Genomic DNA, 20033 nt, shown 5'->3' on the forward strand with positions numbered 1-20033 from the left:
TAAGTCATACATGTTTATAGAGGTAGTAAAGTCAAAAATTCACCGGGTAACGGTAACGGAGGCTAACTTAAACTATATCGGTAGCATCACTATCGACGAGGATTTGTTGGACGCCGCCAATTTGATCGCGAACGAGAAGGTCTCGGTCGTGAATAATAACAACGGAGAACGTTTTGAGACGTATATTATCAAGGGCGAACGTGGCTCGGGAGTGGTCTGCTTGAATGGAGCGGCTGCCCGTAAGGCTCAACCCGGAGATGTTATTATCGTTATGTCGTATGCCATGATGGATTTCGAGGAGGCGAAGACGTTCAAGCCTTCCGTGATATTTCCCGATACGGCGACAAACAAGTTGATATAGCGACGCTGGACTTTGTAGAGATCTATAATCATAAGAAAGGCTCGTCGGGACGCGGCGGGCTTTTTTTATCTTCATAAATTCAGGTAATAAGCGAGTTATGTATATGAACAAGAAAATATGGAATGTTAGCTACCCGATCTTTTTGAGCTTGTTGGCGCAAAACGTGATAAACGTGACCGATACGGCTTTCCTGGGTAGGGTCGGTGAGGTTGAGTTGGGGGCTTCCGCTATGGGAGGGCTTTATTATATCTGCGCTTTTACGATCGCCTTCGGTTTCAGTACGGGGTCTCAAATCGTAATCGGCCGTAGAAATGGAGAGAGACGTTATGACCGGATAGGGCCTGTCATGATACAAGGTGTCTTCTTCCTGTTGTTGTTGGCCGCTATATTGTTCCTGTTTTCTCGTTTTTTCGCGGGAGACGTGATGCGTGTATTGATTTCTTCGGACGCTATCCTGAGCGCCACGGAGGAATTTTTGGATTGGCGTGTGTTCGGCTTCTTCTTCTCTTTCGCGAACGTGATGTTCCGGGCTCTTTTTATTGGCATTACCCGTACAAAGGTATTGACATTGAATGCGGCCTTGATGGCGATGACAAATGTCTTGCTGGATTATCTTTTGATTTTCGGACACGCCGGATTCCCCAAGATGGGCATTCAAGGAGCGGCTGTCGCTTCCGTCATGGCCGAGGCGGTATCGATTCTCTTTTTCGTGGTTTACACGAGACTTACCGTAGACATACGTAAATACGCGCTTAACCGGATTCGTTCTTTCGATTTCGGTTTGTTGAAACAGGTGCTGGATATTTCCGTGTTTACGATGCTACAATATTTCTTGTCTATCGCTACTTGGTTTATGTTTTTTATCGCTGTGGAGCATTTAGGACAACGAGAGTTGGCGGTGGCGAATATCGTGCGTAGCATTTACGTCGTGATGTTGATCCCCGTTAATTCCTTGGCGACCACGACAAACACGTTCGTGAGTAATAGTATCGGGGCGGGAGCGACCGATCAAGTTATACCGACTATCCGGAGGATCTGCAAGTTATCGTTGGGTATCATGGTCGTGTTTGCCGCTATTGTCAGCTCGATGCCGGGGTGGGTCTTGTCTGTTTATACGAATGACGCCTCATTGGTGGCGGCCTCGGTTCCATCCGTCTATGTGATTGTCGGTTCTTTATTGATCGGATCGGTAGCCAACGTGGCGTTCAACGGGGTGTCGGGTACGGGAAATACACGCTCGGCGCTTTTTATGGAAGTGGCGGTATTGGTTCTGTATGTGCTTTTTGTATATGTCGCGGGGATGCGCTTGCGTCTGCCGGTAGCCGTATGCTTCTTGACGGAGGCTATTTACTACAGCGGATTGCTCGTAGCCAGCGTAATCTATTTAAAGAAAGCCTCTTGGCAAAATAAGAGAATATAAGTATATGAGCACGATTCTTTCATTTAGAGTCCGAATGACCTGCGCCACCTCCGGAACCGCTTTCTTGCCGCTCCTTACAACCCTGAGATCTGTTATCGATAAGGCGCCAAAATCGCTCTTTCCCTTTCTTTCTGATTCTTTTTATAGGAGAATCGTGACAGCGACATTTCTGAGATCGGTCAAACCAGAAGCCAAGGGGAGCCACAAACGGCTCTTTTCGGTGGGAATATTACCGTTTTCAGGCACGAAAGGGGACGAAAACCTACACGTTTAGTCGCGTTGGGCAACTCCAATGCCTGCCGTTGGGCATTATAAACCGCCATGAATAGGGTCGTAAACCGCCGTGAATAGGCATTGTAACCTCGTTAGAACCCAGTCGTAACCCACTGGAATCGCCCGAAGAGGTCAATGGATATGCGTTCGGATGAATGATTTTCGCTAGAACAAAAGGACGTTTTTCGGTATCAATCTAAAGATGAATCGATTAAATATATTTTAACGTAGAATTGAAGAGGCCTTGTCCTTGGGCCCGGAAGAATCGATTCTCCGGGGCTTCCGTTTACAAAATGTCAAAATGTCAAACCGTCCGTGCAGGCAGGGTGACGGGTGCACTGGAAGGTCTTTCCCTGTTTCAGATACACCACTATTTTTTGTTGTTGACCGATTGACCACTAAAAACGTATGGCCAAGACCGCCCCGAACGCATGGTTATCCGGTTGATAGAACGGCGAGGTCACAATGATAGTGGAACTCTTTTTCCTGTCTAATCGGAATAGCTTTCGGTTGACCGGTAATAGCCAGTAGCCGATACGTGCGCTCAATATGCCGAATCCCGCTCCCGCTATCACATCGTTCAACCAATGCCGATCGTTGTAAAGCCGTAGAAAAGCTACGCCTCCGGCTATCAAATAGGCACCGATTCCGTATCCGATCCCATATTCCGACCGTACCAATTCCGCCCCCATGAAAGCCGTGGCGGTGTGTCCCGATGGGAAAGAGTTTTGGGCTGGGGAATCGGGTCGTTTCTCATCGACAAAGTACTTCGTCCCGTTCACCAATATGCCCATCGTCAAATAAGAGGTGGCTGTGACGACCAGCCGCTCCTTGAACGTGTGTTTGGTTTTCACGCCCACTAATCCTAACCCTACGTATGAGATGACCGGCAGGTATTGGACGTAATCGTCGGCATGGAAGTAGTGGTCTCCCCGGAGGTTGGTCATGCCTTCTCGCACGGAATGGTCGACAGACCGTAAAAAGCCATTGCTTACTCCCCATGATCCAACCGCTATTAAGGAGCCCGGAAGTATGAGTTGCTTTACATTGAACCGTGTAGTCCTGTCTTCGCAGGAATAAGTAAGGCTGTCCATGGCTTCTCTCCCTTCCGCCCAGAAAAGATTCGGAATGAAAAGAAGAAGGAACCCGAGCATACTAGTTCGCATTATTCGATATTAAGATGTTGCCGTTAATCTATTTTGCGACGCGAATATAGGAGTAAGTATAGGTGTGAACGGTTAAACAGGTGGTTCCAAATGATTTATACAATTGTATCCTATATGGATACACTATCCGTGTCAGTAAGATGTCAGATCTGTCTTGACAGCTTCGGAGAGGTCGCGGAAGAAATTGTGCCGCAAGATGCAAGAAATTCGCCAAAGTAAGTAAGTGTCAATGCTTTCCTTGTTGAATATCTTATATACGTTCGGTCGGGTACAGCACAATTGCGTGGCGAACCAAGTAACTGATCGTCCTTGGTCGTGGAGCGTGCGCTCGATAAGCTGTCCGATGTGGATCATGGTTAATTTCTCATGATACCCGATTCCCTCTGGTGGTTGATCGTTGGAAATAGGAAGGCTATATACAAGAAAAGCGTGGGAATCTGCACCTGTTGCTCGTCCCGCACATCAAGACCTTCGCATTGCCCACCATCGCTAAACGAGCAACGCAGAAGCCCACGCCGATATGTACAATAACTTGGATGTACCCTTCAAGTTCAGGTACACCAAGGATATAAACATATCCCGCAGACACCTACTGTTGCTTTGTTTCGGCGATGGTCAAAAGTTGCGAAGTTCTGACGTGCCAAAGACAAAACGTCAAGTAAACGTCTTTCTTAATATATGTCCGTTCCCCACCCAACCGCTTTCACAAGAATAAGCATCGGCGTAGGAAACATCGCAAAAGTAAAAAACATTTTCCTCTAAAGCAATACTTTATCCATAGTAAAAACAAAGATAAAGTCTGCTTAATGGGCAAAAAAGTTGTCCGATTCAAAAACAACCGCTTGTTGCCCTTTACGTCCAACAATGATTCCCATGATAATTTATTCCTGCATATATAAGCTTTTCAGGCTCTTCAAAGCCTCTTTCGATACTGAAAGGGTAAACAGATGAGAGGTCTCGAAATCGGCAAGAAGCAGTTTATGCTTGAATGTATTAATCCGAAAAACACATACACTGTTGACAATGTATCGTTCCCCGACGCGGACAAAAGTTCGCGCTTTCCCTTTCGATTTTTCATCAATCAGCTTTTCGATATTCCCCAAACTATACGGCAAAGTCACCTTTGTCGCATTCGAAAATATAATGTGAGTATAATTACCATCCGCTTCAAAATAGACGACATATTTCAAATTCACTCGTATCAATTCGTCTCTTGTGTTGAATAATAGTATCTCCATGGTCTAAACACAACTACGCACGTCTCCTTTTACAGGCGGTTCATTTTTGCCGACAGATTCCCGAGCCGGAAATTCTAAACTAAGAATACGCATATATAAAGAAAAAGCGCGGGAATCTGTACCTGTTACCCGTCCCGCTCTTAGAGGCCTTCGCATTGCCCACACAGTCTGAACGAGCAACGCAGAAGCCCACGCCGATATGTAAAAAACTCGGACGTGCCTTTTAAGTAAGGCACACCAAGGATATAAACATATCCCGCAGACACCTACCGTTGCTTTGTTTCGGCTGTGTGTTTGGAGTTTGCGAAGTTCCTAAGAGCCAAAGACAAAACGTCAAGTAAACGTCTTTCTTAATATATGTCCGTTCCCCACCCAACCACTTTCACAAGAACAAGCATCGGCGTAGGAAACATCGCAAAAGTAAAAAACATTTTCCTCTAAAGCAATACTTTATTCATATTATTCACCGTGAAAACACGTACGTCTTTTTTGAATCGTGCACATTGGAAAATTGTTCGTATTTTTGTATCGTAATCAATTTAAGAAAGGTAGCTTATGTCCACGAAGCAATGTGAAGATATGTTGGTAGGAAAAGGAGTACGGCCTACTGCCGCACGGATTCTTGTCTTGCGAAGTTTATCGGAGCGAACCAGCCCGGCTTCCCTGTTCGAATTGGAGGCGGAGCTGGAGACGTTGGATAAATCGACGATTTCCCGTTCACTGGCCTTATTATTGGAACATCATGCGATCCATTCTTTTGAAGACGGTAGTGGCTCTATAAAATATGAGATATGCCAAAGCCGTTCGGAGACATGCCCGGTGGGCGATAGGCATATTCATTTCTTCTGCGAGGTCTGCCGTAAAACCTCTTGCTTGAATAATATCAAGATCCCGGTCGCCCAATTGCCGGAAGGATATATAATGGATACCATTAATTATACGGTAAAGGGCGTTTGCCCGTTGTGTAATAAGCGACGCTCCCTGAAACCCTGATAATTTGCAATCAAGTTGCAAACTCCCGTCTCTTACCTTTGTGCCGTAATCGAGAAGTAAATAGTTAAAATAGATAAGATCATGAGTACGGCATGTGGATGTGAGCATTGTCATTCGCACGGAAGCCCCGGCTTATGGATGCCGATGGTTTCTTTCATTTTGTTGGTGATAGGACTTGTTGGAAAGTACTCGGGGATGAGTTGGTTCGCTGAGTCTTGGATAGAAGCCATTTGGTTTCTGGTCGCTTTTTTGCCGGTAGGACTTCCCGTTATGCGAGAGGCTTGGGAAGCCGCTTCGCGGAAAGACTTTTTTAGTGAGTTCGCGTTAATGGCGATCGCTTCGGTCGGGGCGTTTTGTATCGGAGAGTATCCCGAGGCCGTAGCCGTGATGCTTTTCTATACGGTAGGAGAGAGATTGCAACTTCTAGCCGTGAATAAAGCCTCGAAGAATATCAGTGACTTATTGGATGTCCGCCCTGAACGAACGGATGTATGGCGGGCAGGTACATATGTGAATGTGTCTCCGAAGGATGTGGAAGTTGGCGAGCGAATTGGGGTGAAGCCCGGCGGACGTGTACCGTTGGACGGCGTTTTATTGGAGGCCGAGGCACAGTTTGATACCTCGGCATTAACCGGTGAAAGCCTGCCTTGTTCTATCCGTGAGGGTGAGGAGGTGCTTGCCGGAATGATCGTGCAGGGTCAGGCGGTACGTATACAAGTGAATCGGCCGTACGAGCAAAGTGCCTTGGCTCGTATTCTGGCTTTAGTGAAAGATGCTTCGGAGCGGAAAGCGCCGGCGGAATTGTTTATTCGGCGTTTCGCACGGATTTATACTCCGATCGTGATTCTTCTGTCGTTTCTCATCGTGTCGGTTCCTGCCTTGGTGGGGATGGTGACTCCTTCTTTCCAGTATGTTTTCTCGGATTGGTTGTATAGGGGATTGGTTTTCTTGGTTATTTCTTGCCCTTGTGCCTTGGTTATAAGTGTTCCGCTCGGATATTTCGGTGGTATAGGCGCCGCGTCTCGTGCCGGGATATTATTTAAGGGTGGTAATTATTTAGATGCGATCACACGGGTAAATACGGTAGCATTCGACAAGACAGGTACATTGACTACCGGCCGTTTTGAGGTCATAACGGTAGAAAGCCCGGGTATCCCGGTTTCCGCTCTTTTGAGTATTTTGTTATCTGTGGAGCGGAAAAGTACCCATCCGGTAGCGCAGGCTGTAGTTCGTTATGCGGAAAAACAAGATAGAGAGCCTATGGAGATCACTGACATGCGGGAACTGGCAGGGCATGGTGTCGAAGCTATCGTGAACGGTCGGCAGGTGCTTGTTGGTAACATCCGCTTATTGACCGAACGTGATATATCTGTCCCGAAGGAATTATCCGATAGTGTATCTACCGTGGTGGCTTGTGCGATCGATGGAAAATATGCGGGGCATCTTCTCCTTTCGGATACGTTGAGGAAGGATGCCATGGATGCGATTCGTCGGTTGAAGGATCTGGATGTTGAAGATATCCACATGCTATCTGGGGATAAGCAAGAGATCGTGGATCAATTCGCTAAACATCTGGGTGTCGATAATGCGTATGGTAATTTGCTTCCGGAGGACAAAGCCGCTTATATAGAGCGATTAACGGCTGAACCGGACAAGTCGGTCGCCTTCGTGGGCGATGGGATGAACGATGCGCCGGTACTGGCTTTAAGTGATGTCGGTATCGCGATGGGTGGGCTAGGTTCGGATGCGGCCATCGAGAGTGCGGACGTGGTTATCCAGACGGACCAGCCCTCTAAAGTAGCGGAGGCCATTTCTATCGGACGTGTTACCCGGAATATCGTCCGTCAGAATATCGTGGGATCTATTGGCGTGAAGGTGATAGTCCTTGTGGCGGGATCCTTCGGCTTTGCCACGCTTTGGGAAGCGGTTTTCGCGGACGTAGGCGTATCTTTGCTGGCGGTTCTTAATTCGGTCCGTGTACTGACACGCTGAGGAATGAAGAATTTCGGGATCGCTTTCATCGCATACTCATCTCTTTTTCGTACCTTTGTCCCTCAATTCAGTGGAAAAATAATATAAATATACATACGAATTATGTTTGAGAACTTAAGCGAAAGGTTAGACAGATCGTTTAAACTATTGAAGGGCGAAGGCAAGATTACCGAGATCAATGTGGCGGAAACATTGAAGGATGTGCGTAAAGCGTTGCTGGATGCCGATGTCAATTATAAGGTTGCCAAGAGTTTTACGGATACGGTAAAAGAGAAGGCTTTAGGACAGAACGTGCTTACATCGATTAAGCCGAGTCAGTTGATGGTTAAGATTGTTCACGACGAGTTGGCCAGCTTGATGGGTGGCACGGCGGTCGACGTGAATTTGCAGGGAAATCCCGCCATTATATTGATGTCTGGTTTGCAAGGCTCGGGCAAGACTACTTTCACTGGTAAACTAGCGTCTTTATTAAAGACCAAGAAAAATAAGAAACCGTTATTGGCCGCTTGCGACGTGTATCGTCCGGCCGCTATCGAGCAGTTGCGTGTAGTCGGAGAGCAGGTAGGTGTTCCCGTATACATGGAATTGGAGAATAAGAATCCGGTGGAGATCGCTATGAACGCTATTCGCGAGGCACGGGCGAAAGGTAATGATGTCGTGATCGTGGATACCGCCGGCCGTTTGGCTATCGACGAGCAGATGATGAACGAGATCGCCGCTATCAAGAGCGCTATCCGGCCGGATGAGATCTTGTTCGTGGTAGATGCCATGACGGGGCAGGATGCCGTGAATACCGCGAGGGAATTTAATGAGCGACTGAACTTTGACGGCGTCGTGCTTACGAAGTTGGATGGTGATACCCGCGGTGGTGCCGCTTTGTCAATCCGTACGGTTGTCGATAAGCCGATTAAGTTTGTCGGTACGGGCGAGAAGATGGATGCCTTGGACATTTTCCACCCTGAACGTATGGCGGATCGAATCTTGGGCATGGGTGATATCGTGTCCTTGGTGGAACGGGCCCAAGAGCAATATGACGAGGAAGAGGCGAAACGTTTGCAAAAGAAGATCGCCAAGAACCAGTTCGATTTTAACGACTTTATCTCCCAGATCCAACAGATCAAGAAGATGGGTAACTTGAAAGAGCTGGCACTCATGATCCCGGGCGTAGGCAAGGCCCTGAAAGATGTGGATATCGATGATAATGCGTTCAAGAGTATCGAGGCGATCATTTATTCGATGACTCCGGACGAGCGTAGCAACCCGGCTATCTTGAATGGGTCTCGCCGTCAGCGTATCGCCAAAGGTAGCGGGACGAGCATTCAGGAGGTCAACAAGCTGATCAAGCAATTTGATGAGACCCGTAAGATGATGCGTATGCTTACTTCCGCAAAGTCGGGCAAGATGAAGCTGCCTTCGATGAAGCCCTCGTTCAGACGTTAATTAACAGGAGACAATCATATGGAAGAACAACATTATCAATTACTGGATGGTAAGGCTGTTTCCGCTCAGATGAAGAAGGAGATGGCTGAGGAGGTAGCCCGGATCAAGGCTGCCGGAGGTAAGATCCCTCACTTGGCCGCTATTTTGGTGGGTCATGACGGTGGCAGCGAGACCTATGTGGCTAGTAAGGTCAAGACTTGCCAGGAGATTGGTTTTAAGTCAACCTTGATTCGTTTCGAGGACGATGTTACGGAGGAAGAGTTGCTTCGTAAGGTCGATGAGTTAAATGATGATCCGGATGTGGATGGCTTTATCGTACAGCTTCCGCTCCCGAAGCATATATCCGAGCAGAAGGTGATCGAGGCGATCGATTATCGTAAAGACGTAGATGGCTTCCATCCGATTAACGTGGGACGTATGTCTATCGGTTTACCTTGTTTCGTATCGGCCACGCCCGCCGGCATCTTGGAATTATTAAAGCGTTATCGCATCGAGACGCAAGGAAAGCATTGCGTGGTTTTAGGACGCAGCAATATTGTCGGTAAGCCGATGGCTACCTTGATGATGCAGAAATCTTATCCGGGTGATTGTACGGTGACCGTATGTCATAGCCGTTCCAAGAACTTGAAAGAGATGTGTCTGTCTGCCGATATTATTATCGTGGCTTTGGGCGTCCCTGAATTTTTGAAAGGGGATATGGTGAAAAAAGGAGCCGTGATCGTTGACGTGGGAACGACCCGTATGCCAAGTAGCCAGACCAAGAGCGGATTTAAGTTAACGGGAGATGTCTTGTTTAACGAGGTCGCTCCTAAATGTTCCTATATCACTCCGGTTCCGGGTGGCGTAGGGCCTATGACAATCATTTCTTTGATGCGTAATACGTTGTTAGCGGGAAAGAGAGCGATCTATAAGTAAGTGGATAGATAAAAAAGTTCGCAAAAGGTTTGTGTAGTCGGAATTTATACCTATCTTTGCGCCGTCTTAGAGGGGAGGTCCCTTGAAGGGCGGATATGGTGAGAGTAGCTCAGTTGGTTAGAGCATCGGATTGTGGTTCCGAGGGTCGTGGGTTCGAGCCCCATCTTTCACCCCCATTGTTGTTTTTTAGTAAAGACTCTGTGTCGTCAGCAAGGTTTTGTGAACCAAGGCATCTGTGAAGAATGAAGTTTTTTTCCATGGTGAGAGTAGCTCAGTTGGTTAGAGCATCGGATTGTGGTTCCGAGGGTCGTGGGTTCGAGCCCCATCTTTCACCCTGTACAAATAAAAAGGACATCTGACAAAGATGCCCTTTTTATTTTGGCGTTTCCTTCATCCATTCTTTCAAGTCTCCCCCGTACACACACGTATATATAATGATGTATGTGCTACGTGCGCATGCGGAAGGCAACCGACGGAATGAAGGAAATCCTTATTTTTATTCATTTATATACAAGCCTTCTCTCGACAGTTGCTTGTCTAAATTCGCTACACCTAAGGCTATGACTGCGGTAACCGTGGCCGTATGCTCTTGGTATTCGGGAATATTCTTTGTGTATAAATCCCGTTCCGTATGCCAGATCTCACCGTAATTAAAATCATATCCTTTGAAATCCTCTGTGGTGAAACCTAATGTAGGGACACCTTCGATGGCGAAAACCGATGCGTCTGTTCCACCCATGCTTGTCGGGCGTTTACGGGGCTCGCGAACTTTTACCTCGAAAGGATAGTCCGGACGGATTTTCTTGATGGGTTCGCTGATCTTCACGAAATCATCATACATGGCTTGAGGGACGGAAATACCGACAGGAGGTTCCGTGCCGCCGTCACGGTTGAACAGATTCGCGATTTTGGGTAATTTATCCTTATGCGCTTTCACCCAAGCTTGTGCTCCTAATAATCCAAATTCCTCACCGGCGAACCCGATAAATAAGATCGTGCGCTTAGGTTTGGCTCCGGATTTGGCGATCATGCGGGCGGCTTCCATCATCGGGCCGATTCCCGTACCACAGTCGATACCTCCGGTAGCCACGTCGAAAGCATCTAGGTGACCACTGATAATTACATATTCGTCCGGGTATTTGCTACCTTTAATAGACGCTACCACGTTATGGTATTTAACCGGGCCTAATTTAAAATGATTGCGGATGTCGAACTCTAGCTCGAATGTACGTCTTTCCTTCACCATTTGTTCGATGATAGCGAATTGATGCTCGTCCAACTTGATATCCGGAAGTTCCGGCAGATTATCGAAGTTCGTATTCGGATCGTTCATCATTTTCCGGTCGTATAGCGCACGGATAGGCACGGCAGAGGATTGGATAAAACCTAAAGCTCCGGCCTCGCACATCTCCTTATAATACAAACCGGGGAATTCTTTGTAAGGTAATATCTCGTTTTTCTCCCCGTTTTCCCTGTTGCGGCGTCTGAGATCATTGTTTTTCTTCATGATCTCGTTGTTCTCTTTCTTGATCTCCGCACGAATGGAATCTCCCGAGGCAGAACGGTCAATCGGCCAACCCGTGTTTTTCCCTGAGATAAGAACCCAGGCCCCGTTCAATTTTCCTTTGATTTTCTGGAATTCCATGTCGTTATGAGGCTCCATCACCACATGTCCGCGTTGCACGCCTTTCGTCCCGGAGGTGTAAGAAGGGGTGGCGAAATGCAGGATCATTCCGTTGTCACCCAACAAGCGTCCGAACCAAGGCCCTCGATTGAAACCGACAGGGACGGTACCGGCCTCTTCTAATTGGACATCAAGTCCCCAACTTTTAAATTCGCGCACCATCCACTCGGCAGCGTTCTCATAAGCGTCGGAACCAATCAATCGTCCACCAAAACGGTTTGTCAGGATATCCAGCTGATGCATCACTTGGTTGTCATTCTGACCCATCTCGATAATTTTCTTTACGGCCGCATCCTGCGCTGGTACAGGAGAAGTCGTCATGCAGGCTAGAGCCGCACAAACGAGTAAAATCTTTTTCATAAAGTAGCATTTATTTCAGTACTGCAAATAAAAAGATAAAATCGGATTACACCAAATAATTTATCTGTTTAAGTCGGAATTTCTTTTAAAGGTTATAATTTAAGTACGGGATGTGTGAAGCTTAATGTCATTCTTTTATGTAACTTCGCGGCCTAAACAGGATTGGCGAATGAAAACACTGCGTAGCTTACAATGGTTAAGGCCTCTTTGGGTGGTACTCTTCATGAGTTACTACGTGGGTGGCACGGTCTTTATCCATACGCACCATTTCCTGACATACAGTATCACTCACTCTCACCCTTATCTGCCGGGTACCGATGGCTTGCCCCATCATGATCATAGTCTGGTCGCTTTTAATACGATCGAGGAACTGACAGGGTTATGCATGGAATGGATACCATACTTGTCGATGGCTATGGCTTGGGTGCTTTTGTTGAGGGGGCTTTCCAGACCCGGAGAAGAAATAACATTACGCCTTCTCCGGTGTGCCAGATTACGTGCTCCCCCTTGTTTAGTATAAAATATGGATCAAGTAATTAGAATCACTTTTTATACTAAATATTTTACGCGTTTTATATGAAATCTATATTTTTGCTATTGCTTCCGGCAATAGTATTATGCTCTTGCCATACCCAAAAGCAAGAGGATGAGTCTGCGCATGCCGTAACACTCAAAGGGGATATTATACATATCGGTGCCGAATCTCCTGTTTTATCCAAGTTGACAAAGGAAACGGTTAAACAGGAACCTTACCGTATGGAGTTTACCACCTCGGGAGTCATACAAGCGATTCCCTCAAATTATGCGGAGGTGGCTTCACCGGTAAGTGGGCGAATTATGAAATCGTTCGTTCGCTTAGGGCAGAAAGTGGCCCCGGGCAGTCCGATCTTCGAGATTAGCGCCCCCGCTGTTTATGAGACGGGGAAATCTTATTACCAAGCTCGCCAAGAAATGGAACTGGCTTTGAAAAGTTTGAATCGGGAGAAAGACTTGATGAAAAATAAGGTCGGTGTCCAAAAGGAATTGGAAGAAGCCGAGGTGAATTACGAGTTAAAGAAAAAAGATTATGAAAATATGGTCGCCGCTTTGAAAGTCTTCCAGATTAATCCGGATGAAATGGCTTTGGGGCAACCATTGATCGTTCGCTCGCCTATAGCCGGGGAGGTTGTGAAGGATCGGATCGTAATCGGGCAATATATGAAAGAGGACGCCGAGCCTGTGGCTGTCATCGCCGATTTGAGCAAGGTATGGGTGGTCGCCCATGTAAAAGAGAAGGATTTGAGTTTAATACAAGCGTTGGATGAGGTGGAAATCCGTTTGGTCGCTATGCCGGATAAACCGATATCGGGAAAGATTTATCACATCAGCGAGATGCTGGATCCCGATACCCGTTCGGTGGAGGTCTTGATCGAGTGCGATAACAGTACCCGTTTGATGAAACCGGAAATGTATGGCACCGTCAAGCTGAGCGATCGTGAGGCGGAGGTGATCCGTATACCGACTTCTGCCATTTTGCAGGAAGAGGAGAATATGTACGTATTGGTGGAATTGGGGAACAACGATTACCGGAAGCAAAAGATCGAGACCGGCCTTACCGAAGATGGCAAGACGATGGTTTTGTCTGGCTTGAGCGTGGGTGACGAGATCGTAGCTACGGGAGCGTTTTATTTACTTGACGTCCGCTAACGAATTATGAAAAAGATTATTTATCTGGCGATACATCGGCGAGGATTGATGTTCGTCTTATTCCTGTTCTTGGCGATCGTTGGTTATTATTCTTGGACGCGGTTGGCGATAGATGCTTATCCGGATATCGCCGATACCACTGTGCAAGTCGTGACGCAGGTTCCCGGATTGGCAGCCGAGGAGATCGAGCAACAAATCAGTATTCCGATCGAGCGGGCTATGAATGGTTTGCCGGGATTAAATGTAATGCGTAGCAAGAATACGTTCGGTTTGTCTACGGTCGTATTGGTTTTTGATGATGGTATTGAGGATTATTGGGCCCGCCAACGTGTACAAGAACGGTTGGTAGACGTGGAGCTTCCTTATAACGCGGTTCCCGGCTTAAATCCCTTGACTTCGCCGACGGGAGAGATCTTTCGTTATGTGGTGGAAAGTGACTGTTTGGACTTGAGGGAGTTGACCGATTTGCATAAATGGGTAATTATTCCGAGACTGAAACAGGTTACGGGTGTGGCGGACGTAAGTAATTACGGCGGTATCACTACCCAATATCAGATCGAGGTGAACCCTTATAAGATGGAGCAATACGACATTACCTTAGGGGATATTACGGAAAAGATAGAGAAGAACAACGTGAACGCCGGTGGTAGCATGTTAAGCCGGGGAGATTTGAGTTATGTGATCCGTGGAATCGGTCTGGTTAAGGACTTGGAAGACTTGGGGCATATCGTGATCAAGACCGTGAACGCTGTCCCGGTCTACTTAAATGACATCGGTAAACTGAAATACGGGAACTTGGAGCGTAAGGGGGTTTTAGGTTTTACGGACGATACCCGTGATTATTCCGATGGCGTGGAAGGTATCGTGCAAATGCTCAGGGGGGAGAATCCGTCCCGGGTGTTGGAGGATGTGCATAAGGCGGTAGAAGAACTAAATAACGAGACACTTCCCGAGGGGACCCGTATCCATCCGTTTATGGATCGTACGGATTTGGTTAATACGACTTTGCATACGGTATCGCATACCCTGTTCGAGGGCATGGTACTGGTCGTCTTAGTATTGATCTTATTCTTGGGGAGTTGGCGTGGCGCTTTGTTGGTGGCTTTAACTATTCCCTTGTCTCTATTGATTGCCTTTATCTTGATGCATGTTACGAATATCCCTGCGAACCTACTTTCCTTGGGTGCTATAGACTTCGGTATTTTGGTAGACGGAGCGATCGTGATGATGGAGACGGTCTTGAAGAAAAGGGAACGGCATCCGGATGAGGTGTTGACGGAGGATTCGATCTTGCGCCGTACGACAGAGGTGGCTCGCCCGATCTTTTTCTCTACATTGATTATTATAACCGCCTATCTTCCTTTGTTCGCTTTTGAGCATATTGAGAAGAAATTGTTTACGCCAATGGCTTATACTGTAGGGTATGCCTTACTGGGCGCTTTGTGCGTGGCTTTATTCTTGATTCCGGGATTGGCTTTCTATGCGTATCGTAAGCCGGGAAAGAGTTATCATAATCGTTGGTTGGAGAAGCTTTCCGCGGCTTATCATTCGCAAATTGTCCGGTTGATAGAGAAGCCAAGACGGGTTATTGTACCGTTATTGGCGATATTGCTGGGTGCGGGGGGTCTGAGTTATACCGTAGGAAAAGACTTTTTGCCCCCGTTGGATGAGGGATCGATCTGGATACAGGTGCAGCTTCCTCCGGGTATTTCCATCGAGAAATCGAAGGAGATGGGGGCGGAGCTTCGGAAGACTTTGAAAGAGTTTGAGGAAGTCTCGTATGTAATGACTCAAGTAGGCCGCGATGATGAGGGGGCAGAAGCGTTCTCGCTCTCCCATGTGGAGTGTGGTGTGGGATTGAAGCCCTATCGTACGTGGAAGTTCGGCAAGACGAAAGCGGATTTGATCGAGGAGATGGCGGCTAAGTTGGAGACCATGCCCGGCTATTCGGTCGGTTTCTCCCAGCCGATCATTGATATGGTGATGGATCAGATCGCCGGGGCTCACAGTGATTTGGCGTTGAAGATCTATAGCGATGATATTACGGAAAGTCGCCATATAGCGGATCAAGTCGCTAATGTGTTGAAGGAAATACCGGGTGCTGCCGATGTGGCGGTAGATCAAGAGCCTCCGTTGCCGCAATTGCAGATTATCGCAGATCGTGCCCGTATCGCCCAGTATGGCTTGAACGTGTCGGATGTGGCTGATTTGATTGAGTTAGCGATCGGTGGAGCTTCTATCTCCCAGATATTTGTCGGAAGTAAAAGTTACGACGTGATTTGCCGTTTCGATGACGCTAGCCGCAATTCTCCCGAACGTATCGGTAATCTATTGCTGACTACCGGTTCTGGAACGAAGATTCCTCTTTCGCAAGTAGCGGAGATTAAGATGACAACGGGTGCCAGTATGATTACCCGTGAGATGAATAAACGGCACTTGACGGTACGGGTCAATTTACGTGGCGTGGACTTGACGGCGTTCTTGAATAGAGCGAATGCGTTGATTGATAAAAAGGTGAAATACGATCATGATTCCGTGCATTTGAAATGGGCCGGACAGTTTGAGAACCAGCATCGTGCGTATGCCCGTTTGGGGGCTGTGGTTCCTTTGGCGTTGGGACTGATGCTACTTCTGTTGTTTGCGGCTTGCGGTAAATTCCGGCAGGCGGCTTTGATGATGAGTGTCGTTCCCTTGGCCTTGTTTGGTGGTATGTTGGCGTTGAATGTCCGGGGAATGACGTTGAATGTTTCCTCGGCGGTTGGTTTTATTGCTTTGGTCGGTGTCGCTATCCAAAATGGCGTGATTATGATTTCCCATATCAATAACTTGCGTACAAGGGAACGGGATTTGAGAGATGCGGTGATAACGGGAACCAAGCACCGTTTCCGCCCGATCTTGATGACGGCTACGGTTGCAGTCTTGGGCTTGTTTCCTGCCTCTGTCAGTACAGGTATCGGTTCGGACGTGCAGCGTCCCTTGGCTACGGTAATCGTTTACGGGCTTTTATTTGCCACGGTTATTACGCTTTATGTACTTCCCGCTTTATACTATATGATCGAGAGACATTATGAGGAGAAGGATTTGACGTCGGTGTCGGAGGAAAAAGAGCTGCACGCTTAATCCGGAGGTGGAATTAAAAAAGATGTACAATGTTTAGATTAGAAGATATGAAGAAATATATAATCCTGTCGTTACTCTGCGGATGTTTATCCGTGAATGCCCAGACCATGGTTCCGCTTACGTATCGGCAATATATGGAGAGGGTGACGGAAGGTAACCTTGAGTACGCGTCGGAGAAATTGAATGTACCGGTCGCTAAAGCCGGGATAACGGCGGCGAAGGTATTTAACGATCCGAATCTTTCCGTGTCTTATTTCAATAATGAGAATAATTCCTTGCAGATGGGAGAAGGAGTTGAGGTGGAACTGAGCAAAACTTTCTCTTTTGGGAAACGGGGTGCGAACATCTCATTGGCACGTAGCGAGAGTGAGTTGGCTGAGGCTTTGTTGGCCGATTATTTCCGGAACCTTCGCGCAGACGCTACGATCGCTTATATGGAAGCCTTGAAGCAATATGAGTTGTATAAGGTAAAGGAGAATGCCTATGAGAATATCCGGACATTGGCGGAGAGCGACAGTATCCGTTTCTCATTAGGCCAAATTCGTGAGGTGGACGCTACGCAAAGCCGGGTAGAGGCCGGAATCTTGCGGAACGAGTTGCTGCAAGCCGGAGCGGAATTAAAGAATGCTTTCTCGAACTTAAATTTCTTGACGGGGACTTTCAGTACGGATACGTTATTTCACCCAAAGGCCGAGTTACGTACGGAGCCTCGAGATTTTGTCCTCGCTGACTTAATCTCGGCGGCAAGCCAGGGGCGTACGGATTTGGTAGCCGCCTTAAAAAATAAGGAAGTGGCTGCGAGGGCCTTGAAAGCAGCTCGCCGGGAGCGGAATACGGATGTGGATTTGTCTGTCGCCGTAAGCCGTAATGCCCGGGTTTATAATGAGGAAGCCCCAGCACCTCCTTTTACCGGAGTGACGGCTGGTATCGCTGTCCCTTTGAAGTTCTCTAATTTCAATAAGGGAACGGTTCGTGCTGCTCGTTATCGGGAGCAACAAGCGGAAACGCAATATAAGCAGGCTCTTTTGCAAGTGCAGACGGAAGTGATGCAGGCATATCGTAATTATCAATCTTTCACCAAGCAAGTTAATCATTATGAGAATGGGCTTTTAAGACAAGCCCGTGATGTGATGGATGGCAAGATTTACAGCTATAATAGGGGGGAAGTCTCTTTGCTGGAAGTCTTGGACGCCCAGCGTACTTACGATGAGGTACAAGCTCAGTATATTGAGACGCTGTTTAATTACAGCTCAGCCTTGGTCGAATTAGAACGTTCGGCAGGAATTTGGGATATTGAGATTTGATCATCTCCTAAGAGTGTGAGTTTTATTTGAAAACTTCAGATTCGGCTATCACAGATTCTAATTCTTCTATTGATGGTGTCTGGATATTATGTATTTTTGCGTCTAAAAAATGAGTGCATATGATATTCTACTTTACAGGAACAGGAAACTCTCGTTGGGTTGCGGAAGTGTTAGGAACGACTTTCGATGAGCCGTTGGTTTCCATTGCCGATGCGTTGAATGGGGGTAGGGATGAGTATGCTTATCCATTAGGGGAGAGGGAGAAGGTGTTTTTCGTGTTCCCTGTCCATTCTTGGGGACCGGCTGTATTGGTGCCCCGTTTTATTTCCCGGTTGATCCTGTCTGGATATAAAGGGCAAGAGGTCTATTTCGTCTGTACTTGTGGAGATGATTGTGGATATACGGATCGGATTATGTGGAACTCCTTGGCGAGAAGGGGAATTACCTTAACTGGAGGATTCTCTATACAAATGCCGAACAATTACATCTTAATGCCCGGCTTCGACGTGGATAGTAAGGAGGTAGAGACTGAGAAACTGCAAAAAGCGCCGGAACGTGTAGACGAGATCGTAGCGGCGATCCGGCAGAAGAAAAATCCCTCTTTGTATTATGCGGGAAGTGTCCCTCTTTTGAAGAGCTATATGGTCTATCCATTATTCACTCACTTCGCGATAGGTAGCAACCGGTTTTATGCTACGGATACCTGTATCTCTTGCGGTATCTGTGCGAAGGTCTGTCCGACCGGTACGATTTCCCTGTCGGGTGACGGAAAACCGGAATGGGCTGATACTTGTGTTCAGTGCGTTGCCTGCATTCATCGTTGCCCGGTGCGTGCGATAGAATATGGTAAGATCTCCCTGAGAAAGGGACGTTATCATCACCCTAAGTTTAAGTAATCAATAAATAGAATAGAGAAATGAAGCAATTTTGTATGATGGCGCTTGCCGGCCTTTTGATGGTTGGTTGCCAAGAAGTTTCAAATGGATATGTTATTAATGGGGAGGTAGAGAATGTGCCCGACGGTACAATTTACTTGAAGTCATTCCGTAATAAAATGTTTTTTGACGTGGATACGGCAGAGGTCAAAGACGGGAAATTCACCTTTAAGGGTGAGGTAGATCAGCCCCTGCTATTCGGTTTGGCAACCGAGAGCATGAACTCTCCGGTTCAACTTTTCTTGGAGAACACGAATATGAATGTCAAGATCGGGAATGAAGGGGAGACTATTACCGTACAGAATTCACCGGTGAATGATATCTTTCAAGAAAACGCGGAGAAGGTATTTGAGGAAGGGTATGATATTGACAGTTTGATTTCGAAGTATCCGGATTCTCCGGCCGCTGCGTTCTATCTATATCGTTATTTTACCTATCAATTATCTTTGGATGATTTGAAGGCGACTCGTGCGAAGATTTCCCCGACATTGGCGAATAGTCCTTATGTGAAGGATTTGGACGGTATTATCAAACAGTTAGAACACGTCCAGATCGGACAAGTCGCTCCGGGGTTCTCTTTGCCGGATACTGCCGGAGTTTCTGTGTCTCTGTCGGACTTCAGGGGAAAGTATGTGTTATTGGATTTCTGGGCCTCTTGGTGTCCTCCATGTCGCAAGGAAAATCCAAACGTGGTAAATGCCTTCCAGGAATATAAGGATAAGAACTTTACGATCGTAGGTATATCCTTGGACAAGGATAAGGCTAAATGGCGGAAAGCGATCGCGGACGATCGCCTGACTTGGACTCACGTTTCCGACTTGAAATATTGGGATTCTGAGATCCCCGCTCTTTATGGGGTACGGGGAATTCCGGCAAATGTGTTATTGGATCCGAACGGGGTGATCATCGCCAAGAATATCACCGGAGAAGACTTGCAGAATACCTTGAAGGAAGTGATTAAATAGGGATACGTTACTGTAAGGCCATTGCGGTAGCACAAAAAAAGGAGTGTATGGATTGTAAGCGTCCAAGCACAGCCTGAGTAAAACCGACTACATTCGCGGCTGTAACATTAATCTTGATAAATTATGTATTACAGCAACGAAGATTTTGAAAACTTTTACATTCGCTACAAGGCGGAGGGTC

The 20033-nt window shown here is 47.1% G+C and carries 16 protein-coding genes and 2 tRNA genes; 14 read left to right on the forward strand and 4 right to left on the reverse strand.

From position 1 onward, the window contains the following. Positions 1-10: 10 nt before the first annotated feature. Together panD and G7Y39_RS10280 are read left to right on the forward strand one after the other, a co-directional pair. The gene (panD, locus tag G7Y39_RS10275; protein WP_165157389.1) at positions 11-361 is read left to right on the forward strand and encodes an aspartate 1-decarboxylase; all 351 of its coding nucleotides are present in this window, start codon (positions 11-13) and stop codon (positions 359-361) included. 97 nt (positions 362-458) lie between these two features. Next, positions 459-1781 carry an MATE family efflux transporter gene (locus G7Y39_RS10280; RefSeq protein ID WP_165157390.1) on the forward strand — a complete coding sequence of 441 codons (1323 nt, stop codon included), beginning with the start codon at positions 459-461 and terminating at the stop codon, positions 1779-1781. 671 nt (positions 1782-2452) lie between these two features. Here the strand turns inward: G7Y39_RS10280 and G7Y39_RS10285 are convergent. The 3 genes from G7Y39_RS10285 to G7Y39_RS10295 form a co-directional block, all read right to left on the reverse strand. After that, a complete protein-coding gene (locus G7Y39_RS10285) occupies positions 2453-3208 on the reverse strand; it encodes a phosphatase PAP2 family protein (RefSeq protein WP_241159999.1) in 756 nt (251 codons plus the stop codon). Positions 3209-3352: 144 nt separating this feature from the next. Further along, positions 3353-3574 carry a hypothetical protein gene (locus G7Y39_RS10290; protein WP_165157392.1) on the reverse strand — a complete coding sequence of 74 codons (222 nt, stop codon included), beginning with the start codon at positions 3572-3574 and terminating at the stop codon, positions 3353-3355. A gap of 527 nt (positions 3575-4101) precedes the next feature. Further along, positions 4102-4458, reverse strand: coding sequence for a LytTR family DNA-binding domain-containing protein (locus G7Y39_RS10295; RefSeq protein ID WP_165157393.1), 357 nt, complete (start codon positions 4456-4458; stop codon positions 4102-4104). Positions 4459-5013: 555 nt separating this feature from the next. Here G7Y39_RS10295 and G7Y39_RS10300 point away from each other — a divergent pair. The 6 genes from G7Y39_RS10300 (at position 5014) to G7Y39_RS10325 (ending at position 10132) form a co-directional block, all read left to right on the forward strand. Then, positions 5014-5451: a Fur family transcriptional regulator gene (locus G7Y39_RS10300; RefSeq protein WP_165157394.1), complete on the forward strand. Its 438-nt coding sequence runs from the start codon at positions 5014-5016 to the stop codon at positions 5449-5451. An 81-nt stretch (positions 5452-5532) separates the two neighbouring features. Beyond that, a complete protein-coding gene (locus G7Y39_RS10305) occupies positions 5533-7443 on the forward strand; it encodes a heavy metal translocating P-type ATPase (RefSeq protein ID WP_165157395.1) in 1911 nt (636 codons plus the stop codon). 102 nt (positions 7444-7545) lie between these two features. Then, entirely contained in the window at positions 7546-8883 is a 1338-nt protein-coding gene (gene ffh, locus G7Y39_RS10310) for a signal recognition particle protein (RefSeq protein WP_165157396.1), read from the forward strand. 18 nt (positions 8884-8901) lie between these two features. Next, positions 8902-9798, forward strand: coding sequence for a bifunctional methylenetetrahydrofolate dehydrogenase/methenyltetrahydrofolate cyclohydrolase FolD (gene folD / locus G7Y39_RS10315; RefSeq protein WP_165157397.1), 897 nt, complete (start codon positions 8902-8904; stop codon positions 9796-9798). Positions 9799-9895: 97 nt separating this feature from the next. Continuing rightward, positions 9896-9974 (forward strand) — tRNA-His (locus tag G7Y39_RS10320). Between the two features lie 84 nt (positions 9975-10058). After that, positions 10059-10132, forward strand: a tRNA-His gene (locus G7Y39_RS10325). A 162-nt stretch (positions 10133-10294) separates the two neighbouring features. On the opposite strand, the gene G7Y39_RS10330 is transcribed toward G7Y39_RS10325, so the two are convergent. After that, positions 10295-11842 carry a M20/M25/M40 family metallo-hydrolase gene (locus G7Y39_RS10330; protein ID WP_165157398.1) on the reverse strand — a complete coding sequence of 516 codons (1548 nt, stop codon included), beginning with the start codon at positions 11840-11842 and terminating at the stop codon, positions 10295-10297. A 169-nt stretch (positions 11843-12011) separates the two neighbouring features. Here G7Y39_RS10330 and G7Y39_RS10335 point away from each other — a divergent pair, with 169 nt between their 5' ends. The 6 genes from G7Y39_RS10335 (at position 12012) to G7Y39_RS10360 (ending at position 19852) form a co-directional block, all read left to right on the forward strand. Continuing rightward, the gene (locus G7Y39_RS10335; RefSeq protein WP_165157399.1) at positions 12012-12362 is read left to right on the forward strand and encodes a hypothetical protein; all 351 of its coding nucleotides are present in this window, start codon (positions 12012-12014) and stop codon (positions 12360-12362) included. Between the two features lie 56 nt (positions 12363-12418). Continuing rightward, positions 12419-13528, forward strand: a complete 1110-nt coding sequence (locus tag G7Y39_RS10340; RefSeq protein ID WP_165157400.1) for an efflux RND transporter periplasmic adaptor subunit — start codon at positions 12419-12421, stop codon at positions 13526-13528. A 6-nt stretch (positions 13529-13534) separates the two neighbouring features. Then, a complete protein-coding gene (locus G7Y39_RS10345) occupies positions 13535-16648 on the forward strand; it encodes an efflux RND transporter permease subunit (RefSeq protein ID WP_165157401.1) in 3114 nt (1037 codons plus the stop codon). A gap of 29 nt (positions 16649-16677) precedes the next feature. Next, positions 16678-17952 (forward strand): TolC family protein, encoded by a 1275-nt coding sequence (locus tag G7Y39_RS10350; RefSeq protein ID WP_165157402.1) that lies wholly within the window; start codon positions 16678-16680, stop codon positions 17950-17952. Positions 17953-18071: 119 nt separating this feature from the next. Further along, a complete protein-coding gene (locus G7Y39_RS10355) occupies positions 18072-18848 on the forward strand; it encodes an EFR1 family ferrodoxin (protein ID WP_165157403.1) in 777 nt (258 codons plus the stop codon). Between the two features lie 20 nt (positions 18849-18868). Continuing rightward, positions 18869-19852 carry a TlpA disulfide reductase family protein gene (locus G7Y39_RS10360; protein ID WP_165157404.1) on the forward strand — a complete coding sequence of 328 codons (984 nt, stop codon included), beginning with the start codon at positions 18869-18871 and terminating at the stop codon, positions 19850-19852. Positions 19853-20033 lie beyond the last annotated feature (181 nt).

This window comes from Parabacteroides sp. ZJ-118, from assembly GCF_011038785.1.
GTDB lineage: Bacteria > Bacteroidota > Bacteroidia > Bacteroidales > Tannerellaceae > Parabacteroides.